This window comes from Kitasatospora sp. NPDC059803 (genome assembly GCF_042732255.1).
In the GTDB taxonomy this organism is placed as follows: domain Bacteria; phylum Actinomycetota; class Actinomycetes; order Streptomycetales; family Streptomycetaceae; genus Kitasatospora.
Window position 1 is genome coordinate 1 of the sequence record NZ_JBHWIJ010000328.1, and the last position, 8,943, is coordinate 8,943.

Annotated in this window: 6 protein-coding genes; all 6 read left to right on the forward strand. The window is 71.3% G+C overall.

All coding sequences use genetic code 11. From position 1 onward, the window contains the following. Nucleotides 1–355: 355 nt before the first annotated feature. On the forward strand, nucleotides 356–1,294 hold the full coding sequence (locus ACFV6I_RS33950; protein ID WP_380429566.1) for an LAETG motif-containing sortase-dependent surface protein: 939 nt from the start codon (nucleotides 356–358) through the stop codon (nucleotides 1,292–1,294). A gap of 206 nt (nucleotides 1,295–1,500) precedes the next feature. Next, a complete protein-coding gene (locus ACFV6I_RS33955) occupies nucleotides 1,501–2,079 on the forward strand; it encodes a Uma2 family endonuclease (RefSeq protein ID WP_380429568.1) in 579 nt (192 codons plus the stop codon). Beyond that, nucleotides 2,072–3,460 carry an oxygenase MpaB family protein gene (locus ACFV6I_RS33960; RefSeq protein WP_380429571.1) on the forward strand — a complete coding sequence of 463 codons (1,389 nt, stop codon included), beginning with the start codon at nucleotides 2,072–2,074 and terminating at the stop codon, nucleotides 3,458–3,460. Before ACFV6I_RS33955 ends, ACFV6I_RS33960 begins: the two co-directional genes overlap by 8 nt. 441 nt (nucleotides 3,461–3,901) lie before the next feature. Next, nucleotides 3,902–5,446 (forward strand): cytochrome ubiquinol oxidase subunit I, encoded by a 1,545-nt coding sequence (locus ACFV6I_RS33965; RefSeq protein ID WP_063348399.1) that lies wholly within the window; start codon nucleotides 3,902–3,904, stop codon nucleotides 5,444–5,446. Between the two features lie 19 nt (nucleotides 5,447–5,465). Beyond that, nucleotides 5,466–6,491, forward strand: coding sequence for a cytochrome d ubiquinol oxidase subunit II (gene cydB, locus ACFV6I_RS33970; RefSeq protein WP_063348398.1), 1,026 nt, complete (start codon nucleotides 5,466–5,468; stop codon nucleotides 6,489–6,491). Nucleotides 6,492–6,495: 4 nt separating this feature from the next. Continuing rightward, nucleotides 6,496–8,943: thiol reductant ABC exporter subunit CydD (gene cydD, locus ACFV6I_RS33975; RefSeq protein WP_380429574.1), on the forward strand; the 2,448-nt coding region annotated here is incomplete at its 3' end.

The following is an 8,943-nucleotide window of genomic DNA, read 5'->3' on the forward strand; positions in this document are numbered from 1 at the left end:
GGTTCGCGCCCGCTCGGGAGGAGGGCGCGGACCCCACAGCACCCCGAACCGCAGGGCAGGCCCCCTCCCGGCCCGCCCTGCGGTTTCGCGTTTCCCGGCCCCGAAACGCCCCGATCGGCGGCATCGGTTATGGGTGGGTGCGGGACGGCCAGGTGAGCGCAGGGCTCAAGGTTCAGGTCGGGCCTCACCGAGGAGCGGCGCGACCGGATCCAGTTTGTCGATTCATCAATTCCCTTACTGTGCTCGAAAACGAAATGGAATGTGAAGAATCCGTACGCCTATGATCAGCTCTCGTCGTGCGGTCAAGGACCGTTCGGTGAACGGACTTTGCCTTCCATTCGTCCCGAAAGGGGTCATGTTGAACCTCCGCCGTACGCTGGTCTCGGCCGCCCTCGTCGCTGCCGTGATCTCGCCCGCAGCCATGCTCTCCGCGGTACCCGCTTTCGCGGAGTCGGTTTCGACGGCGCAGACCCAGAACGACACCGCCTCGATCGCCGCCTTGGAGAAGGCCCAGGCCGACGCGTCCGCTGCCGTTGATGCGGCCCGCATGCGGGCAGTCTCCGGGAGGGCCAACTTCGAGACCTTCAAGGCAAACCCGCAGCCGTACCTGATGTGGGTGCAGCGAGCCAAGGAAGCGGCTGAGAAGACCGCCGGGGTGGCAGCTGCTGCCAACAAGGAGGCCGAGGCGGCCGCGCTGGCGTTCGGATCCGCCAAGCCGGAGGAGCTGGACAAGGCCCGGGAGCGGATGCAGGCGGCCAGCAAGGCCGCCAACGAGGCGATCGACGCCGACCGCAAGGCCAAGGAGGCCGTGACCGTCGCCGAGAAGAAGCTGAATGACGTACTGGCTGCCGAGAATGCCAAGGTCGTCGAGGCTGAGGAGGCCGTTCCGGTGGCGATCAAGGCGTACCAGGCCGCCAACAAGGCGTACGCCGATGCGAAGGCGGTCGAATACGCCCGGCAGGAGGCCGAGCAGCGGAACGACAAGCCCACCGACAAGCCCACCGACAAGCCGGCCGAGCAGCCGGCCACCGTTGCCCAGGCAGCGGACACCACCGCGTCGACCGCGTCGACCAGCTCCACCAAGCCGACGGCCAAGGCGACCACGGCGAGCAGCCAGACCAAGTCGACGACCGCCGCCACGGCCAAGGCGACCACCGGTTCGACCACCGAGCTCGCCGAGACCGGTTCCAACCCGGCCACCCCGTACCTGGCGCTGGGTTCCGGCCTGGCCCTCAGCCTGGGTGCGGCGGCCCTCTACGTCTCCCGCCGCAAGCCGGCCCGCTCCTCCTCCTGATCCACCCGGTTCGCGCCCGCTCGGGAGGAGGGCGCGGACCCCACAGCACCCCGAACCGCAGGGCAGGCCCCCTCCCGGCCCGCCCTGCGGTTTCGCGTTTCCGGGCCCCGAAACGCCCCGATCGGGTGAACGGCGGGAGTTCACCCGACCGGCCCCCCGGTCGTGTGCGACGGTCCAGGTGCTCACTCACGCACCGGGAGATCGCTATGGACCCTGATCAGAGGTTGTGGAAGGCCTGGAAGACCATGGCCCTCCCGAAGCACACGCGCGCGGAGATCGACGAAGACAGCATCACCATCTCGGTCATCGGTGACCTCCGTCATGCAGCGGTGGGAGGTGGCCTCAGGAAGGTCCTGACGAAGCACCTGCGCGGGACGGGGTACACGGCGACGCAAGGCCGGTATGTGACCGCCGGTTTGAAGGCGATGAAACCTGACCTCGCCGTGGCGCCGGACGACACGAAGGCGACCGAACACCCTGAGGGTGTGGGGCTGTTGGCGTCCGGGATTCCCCTTGTCGCCGAGGTCGTGTGGCCCGACTGCTACGAACGCCGTGACCAGGAGTTCAAGCCGCGCGCCTACGCTTCCGCAGGCATTCCGGTGTACGTGATCATCGATGACTACGATCACGGCGGTACCGTGACCGTACTTTCCCGTCCCGACGCCGAACGTCGTGCCTACGCCTCCTCGACTCGGATCCCGTACGGCGAGGAGGCCGTGATCCCCGAGGGCCCCGCGAAGGGGTTCGTGATCGGGCCGGAGATCACCGGTGAGCGCCGTGGCTGATCCCGTGGCTGGTCCTGGGGTGTCGTTCCGGCGGGATCTGTCCGAGTGGCGGGTCGCGCTGGTTGCGTGGCGGTTGCTGGTGTTGCAGGCGGCGGATCCGGTGGTGGGGGCCGGGATGGCGGAGCACTCGACGTACCAGGCGCATCCGTGGCGGCGGGTGGAGCACACGCTGGGGAGCGGGCGGCGGCTGTTCTACCAGGACGGGGAGGCGTTGCGGCGGGAGGTCGCGCGGCTGGACCGGGCGCACAAGCGGATCCGCGGGACGGCGCCGGACGGGCGGGCGTACGACGCCGAGGACGCGGCGACCCGGGCGTGGGTGCTGCTGACGCTGTTCGAGTGCGTGGTCGCGATGCGGCGGCTGGGCGGTGACCCGTACGACGCCGGCCAACTGGAGGCGGCGTACCGGGAGTTCACCGGATCGGTGGCGGCCTTCGGGCTGCCTGAGGGCGAACTCCCAGCCAGCGCCGCCGAGTTGCCCGCGTACTTCGCCCGGGCGGCGCGTGAGCGGCTGGAGTTCACCGAGGCGACCCGCTACCTGCTGGAGGACATGCTGCGCGGGGCCCCGCGGCCGCGCCGGCTGTGGTTCCTCGGGGACGCCGGGTGGCGGGTGCTGCGGGTGGTGGTGGCGCGGGCGATCACGGCGCTGACGGTGGCGGATCTGCCGCCGGCGGTGCGGGAGCGGTTCGGGCTGGTGCGGACGCGGCGGGCCGCGCTGTTGTCCTGGCTGCTGCACCGGGGCGTCGGCGCGGTCGTCCCGCGGCTGCCGGACCGGCTGCGCTACCGCTCTCCGGAGCAGGGCGGTGCTCCGGCCCGGTGGCGTCCGCCGCGTCAGGGCCGGCGCCGGGACGCGCGCGGGTCCCGGGTGGACCGGTTCTTCCGTGAGGTGCTGGACCAGACCGGCGACGGCTTCCTCACCGTCCACGACCTGCGGGCGATGGCGCACAACGTGTGCTGGCAGCTGGAGTTGGACGAGGCCGCCGAGGCGCGGGTGTACCAGGCCTTCGACGGCTGGTGGGAGCAGCTGCGTGCGGCGATGGACGCGAACGGCGACGGCAAGGTGAGCCGGGAGGAGTTCGTGGCGGCCACCGTCGCGGGCTGCGACCGGGATCCGGCCTATCTGGAGCAGGGGCTGCTGCCCGCGCTGCGGGCCGTGTTCGCCGCCGCGGACACCGACGGCAGCGGCTTCCTGGAGGCGGACGAGTACCGGGCGGTGTTCGGCGGCCCGCGCGTCCATCCGGCCGAACTGTCGCACGGGTTCCGCCAGTTGGACGTGGACGGGGACGGCCGGATCACCGTGGAGGAGTTCCTGCACGGCTTCACCGAGTTCTTCACCGCCCGTGCCGACTCCACCCCGGGCACCCAGCTCCTCGGCCGGGCGTAGCGGGAGGGCGTAGCGGAGAAGCGAGGACGGGACCAGGGGTCGCTGGTCCCGCCAGGCGCCCGCGCCGCCGTGTCAAGCGCCGGATCGGCCAAGACCGCTCCGCCGGCTGCCCGGCCGTTCGTTGTCAGGGCCGTGGGCGGCTCCGCAGACTGTCCCCACCGCCGCTGCGTTCACCACTGCACCGCCGCCGCACGGTCACGCGCGGTCACATGCGGCCACACAAGGCCACGCCCCGCTACGTACGGCTACGCACCGTTCCGAAGGTGTCAACCCCACCCCGCCTGCGATTCCTTCGTAAGGATGATGGATACTGCTCCTTGTGAACGTGTTCACGTTCACAAGCGGACAAGCTTGCGTAGTCGGGCAGCGGTCTACAGCTATAGATGAAGTTTGTCCGAAACATGCCCTTCAACAGGGCCGGTCGGTTGGAGAGAGGGCGACGTGGAGCTGGCAATCGCTCACGAGACCATCGCGCGATGGCAATTCGGCATCACCACCGTTTACCACTTCCTCTTCGTCCCGCTCACCATCAGCCTCGCCGCCATCGTGGCCGGGCTGGAGACCGCCTGGGTGAGGACGAACAAGGAGAAGTACTTCCACGCCACGAAGTTCTGGGGGAAGCTCTTCCTGATCAACATCGCGATGGGCGTGGTCACCGGCATCGTCCAGGAATTCCAGTTCGGCATGAACTGGTCCGACTACTCCCGTTTCGTCGGCGACGTCTTCGGTGCCCCGCTCGCGATGGAGGCGTTGATCGCCTTCTTCTTCGAGTCCACCTTCATCGGCCTGTGGATCTTCGGCTGGGACAAGCTGCCGAAGAAGATCCACTGCGCCTGCATGTGGATGGTCGCCCTGGGCACCGTGCTCTCCGCCTACTTCATCCTGGCGGCCAACTCCTGGATGCAGCACCCGGTCGGCTACTCGATCGACCCGGCCACCGGCAAGGCCCAGCTCACCGACATCGCCAAGGTGCTGTTCCAGAACACCACCCTCACCGTGGTGGCGCACACCCTGACCGCCGCCTTCCTCACCGGCGCGGCCTTCATGGTCGGCATCGCCTCCTTCCACCTCTGGAAGGCCAAGCGCAAGCCGGAGAACGCCGACCCCAAGAAGACCGCCGTGATGCGCACTTCGCTGCGGCTCGGCCTCGTCCTCGCCGTGGTCTTCGGCGCCGGCACCGCGCTCAGCGGCGACTCGCTCGCCAAGGTCATGTTCGAGCAGCAGCCGATGAAGATGGCCGCCGCCGAGGCCCTGTGGGACACCCAGTCGCCCGCGCCGTTCTCGATCTTCGCGGTCGGCGACGTCAGCAAGGGCCACAACTCGGTCGAGCTGGAGATCCCCGGGATACTCTCCTTCCTCGCCCACAGCGACTTCAACTCCTCCGTCCCCGGCATCAACGACACCGCGGCCGCCGAGGCCGCCAAGTACGGCGGCGACCCCAAGGACTACATCCCGAGCATCTTCGTCACCTACTGGGGCTTCCGCCTCATGATCGGTTTCGGGATGACCTCCTTCGTGGCCGGCCTGATCGGGCTCTGGACCACCCGGCGCAAGAAGTTCCTGCGCCCCGAGTTCCGCACCGGCGAGACCGAGGTGCCCCGGCTGATGCTCACCCCCGGGCGGGAGATGGGTCCGTTCCTCACCAAGTGGAGCTGGCGGATCGGCATCCTGACCATGGGATTCCCGCTGATCGCCAACAGCTTCGGCTGGATCTTCACCGAGATGGGCCGCCAGCCCTGGGCCGTCTTCGGCCTGATGACCACGGCGAGCGCGGTCTCCCCCAACGTGAGCGTCGGCACCCAGATCGGCGCCCTCACCACCTTCACCCTGCTGTACGCGATCCTCGCCGTCGTCGAGGTCCGGCTGCTGGTGAAGTACGCCAAGGCCGGCCCGGTGGTGACCGAGCAGCCCCCCGCCAAGGACCCGACGCTGCGCGGACCGTCCTCGGACGACGACGCCGACAAGCCTCTCGCCTTCGCCTACTGAGGACCACAGGGGATCTGACATGCAACTCCACGACGTCTGGTTCGTACTGATCGCGGTCCTGTGGATCGGCTACTTCTTCCTGGAGGGCTTCGACTTCGGGATCGGCATCCTCACCAAGCCGCTCGCCCGCAACACCGCCGAACGGCGCGTCCTGATCAACACCATCGGCCCGGTCTGGGACGGCAACGAGGTCTGGCTGCTGACCGCCGGCGGCGCCACCTTCGCGGCCTTCCCGGACTGGTACGCGACCCTGTTCAGCGGCTTCTACATCCCGCTGCTGATCATCCTGGTCTGCCTCATCGTGCGCGGCGTGGCCTTCGAGTACCGGGCCAAGCGCGACGACGCGCGCTGGCAGCGCAACTGGGAGGAGGCCATCTTCTGGACCTCGCTGCTCCCGGCCTTCCTGTGGGGCGTGGCCTTCGCCAACATCGTGCGCGGCGTCGACATCGACGCGCAGAAGAACTACGTCGGCACCTTCTGGGACCTGCTCAACCCGTACGCCATCCTCGGCGGCCTGGTGACGCTCAGCCTGTTCACCTTCCACGGCGCGGTGTTCGCGGCGCTCAAGACGGTCGGCGACATCCGCGACCGGGCGCGGGCCACCGCCCTGCGGGTGGGCGTGGTGGCGGCGGTGCTGGCGCTGGCCTTCCTGCTCTGGACGCAGGCCGACAACGGCAACGGCCGCAGCCTGGCCGCCCTGATCATCGCCGTGCTGGCCCTGGTCGGCGCCCTGGCGGCCAACCAACTCGGCCGCGAGGGATGGGCGTTCATCCTCTCCGGGGCGACCATCGTGGCCGCCGTCGCGATGCTCTTCCTGGCGCTCTTCCCGAACGTCATGCCCTCCACCCTCAACGACGGCTGGAGCCTGACCGTCAGCAACGCGGCCTCCTCGCCGTACACGCTGAAGCTGATGACCATCGTGGCCGCGGTGTTCACCCCGCTCGTGCTGCTCTACCAGGGCTGGACGTACTGGGTGTTCCGCAAGCGCATCGGCGTCCAGCACATCCCCGGGCACAACCCGGCCGCCGCGCTCGACCAGGCCTGACGCCGTGAAGCCGGTCGACCCCCGACTCCTCGGGTACGCCCGCACCACCCGTGCCTTCCTCGCCGGATCCGTGCTCCTCGGCGGGGCGGGCGCGGCCCTGGTGGTCGCCCAGGCGAGTCTGATCGCCGAGATCGTCGTCCGCGCCTTCCAGCGCCAGGCGACCCTCGGCGAACTGACCACGCCGCTGCTGCTGCTCGCCCTGACGGCCGTCGGGCGCGGGCTGGTCGGCTGGCTCACCGAACTCACCGCGCACCGGTCCGTCGCCCGGGTGAAGTCCACCCTGCGGCGCCGGCTGCTCGACCACGCCACCGCGCTCGGCCCGGCCTACCTGGCGGGCCGGCGCACCGGCGAACTCACCACCCTCGCCACCCGCGGCGTCGACGCGCTGGACGACTACTTCGCCCGCTACCTGCCGCAGTTGGCGCTCGCCGTCGTCGTCCCGGTGATCGTGCTGCTGCGGATCGTCGGCGCCGACTTCACCTCGGCCGCGATCATCGCCGGGACGCTCCCGCTGATCCCGCTGTTCATGGTGCTGATCGGGATGGCCACCCAGAGCCGGATGGACCGGCAGTGGGGCGCCCTGGCCCGGCTCTCGCACCACTTCCTCGACGTGGTGGCCGGACTGCCCACCCTCAAGGTGTTCAACCGGGCCCGCGCCCAGGCCGCCACCATCGCCCGGATCACCGCCGACTACCGCCGCGCCACCCTGCGCACCCTGCGGATCGCCTTCATCTCCTCCTTCGCGCTGGAACTGCTCTCCACCCTGTCGGTCGCACTGGTCGCGGTCACCGTCGGCTTCCGGCTGGTGGACGGCACGCTCGACCTGGAGACCGGGCTGCTGATCCTGATCCTCGCCCCCGAGGTGTACTTCCCGATCCGCCAGGTCGGCGCGCTCTACCACTCCAGCGTGGAGGGCCTGACCGCCGCCGACGAGATCTTCCAGGTGCTGGAGACCCCGCTGCCCGCCGCCGGCACGGTGCCCGCACCCGCCCTCACCGGGGCCGTCGTCGCCGTCTCCGACCTGGTCGTACGCCACCCCGGCCGGACCGAGCCCGCCCTGGACGGCGCCGCGCTGACCCTGCGCCCGGGCACCACCACCGCCCTCACCGGCCCGAGCGGGGCCGGCAAGTCCACCCTGCTCGCCGTCCTGCTCGGCCTCGTCGCCCCGGACGCCGGCACCGTCCGGATCACCGCCGCCGACGGGCGGACCCACGACCTGGCCGCACTGGAACCGGCGAGCTGGCGGCGGCAGATCGCCTGGGTGCCGCAGCACCCGCACCTGTTCGCCGGGACGGTCGCCGACAACCTGCGGCTCTACCGCCCGGAGGCCACCGACGAGCAGCTGTGGACGGCGCTGCGGGCCGCGCACGCGCTCGACTTCGTGACCAGGCTGGACGCCCCGCTCGGCGAGGACGGCGCCGGGCTCTCCGCCGGGCAGCGCCAGCGGCTCGCGCTCGCCCGCGTCCTGCTCGCCGACGACCGGCCGCTGGTCCTCCTCGACGAGCCGACCGCCAACCTGGACGGCGCCTCCGAGGCCGCCGTCGTGGACGCCGTCCGGACGCTCGCCGAGGACCCGGCGCGCACCGTGCTGATCGTCGCCCACCGGCCGGCGCTGCTGGCCGTCGCCGACCGGCGGGTCCGGCTGGCGGGGGCGCCCGCCCCGGCCGCCGGCCCGGCTGCGGCGGTGGCCTCCGCTGCGGTCGGGCGGCCCGCGCACAGCGGGCGGCCGACGCCCGCCCCCGCCACGGCGCAGGACGAGCCCGAAGCCGACGCCGCCACCCCGAGGCTGGCGCGGTCCGTCCTGCTCGGCGCGCTCGCCCTCGGCTGCGCCGTCGCGCTGATGGCCACCTCCGGCTACCTGATCTCCCGGGCCTCCGAGATGCCGCCGGTGCTCTACCTGATGATGGCCGTCACCTCGGTACGGGCCTTCGGCATCGGCCGCAGCGTCTTCCGCTACGCCGAACGGCTGGTCTCGCACGACGCCGTGCTGCGCACCCTCGGCACCCTGCGGGCCGCCGTCTACCGGCGGCTCACCGCGCTCGCCCCGGCCGGACTGCCCGCCTTCCGGCGCGGCGACCTGCTCTCCCGGCTGGTCGCCGACGTCGACGCGATCCAGGACCACCACCTGCGCTGGCGGCTGCCGGCCGCCGTGGCGGGCGTGGTCTCGCTGGCCGCGACGGCGGCGATGGGCGCCTTCCTGCCCGCCGCCGGGGTCGTGCTCGGGATCGGGCTGCTGCTCGCGGGCGCGGTGGTGCCCGCCCTGGCCGCCCGCTGGTCGGCCGGTGCCGAACGGCGGCAGGCCCCGGAGCGCGGGCGGCTCGCCACCACCGTCGTCGACGCCTTCACCGGCACCGCCGAACTCACCGTGGCCGGCGCGCTGCCCGGCCGGCTCGCCGCCGTCCACGGCGCCGACGCCGCGCTCACCCGGCTGGCCGCCCGCTCGGCGGCCACC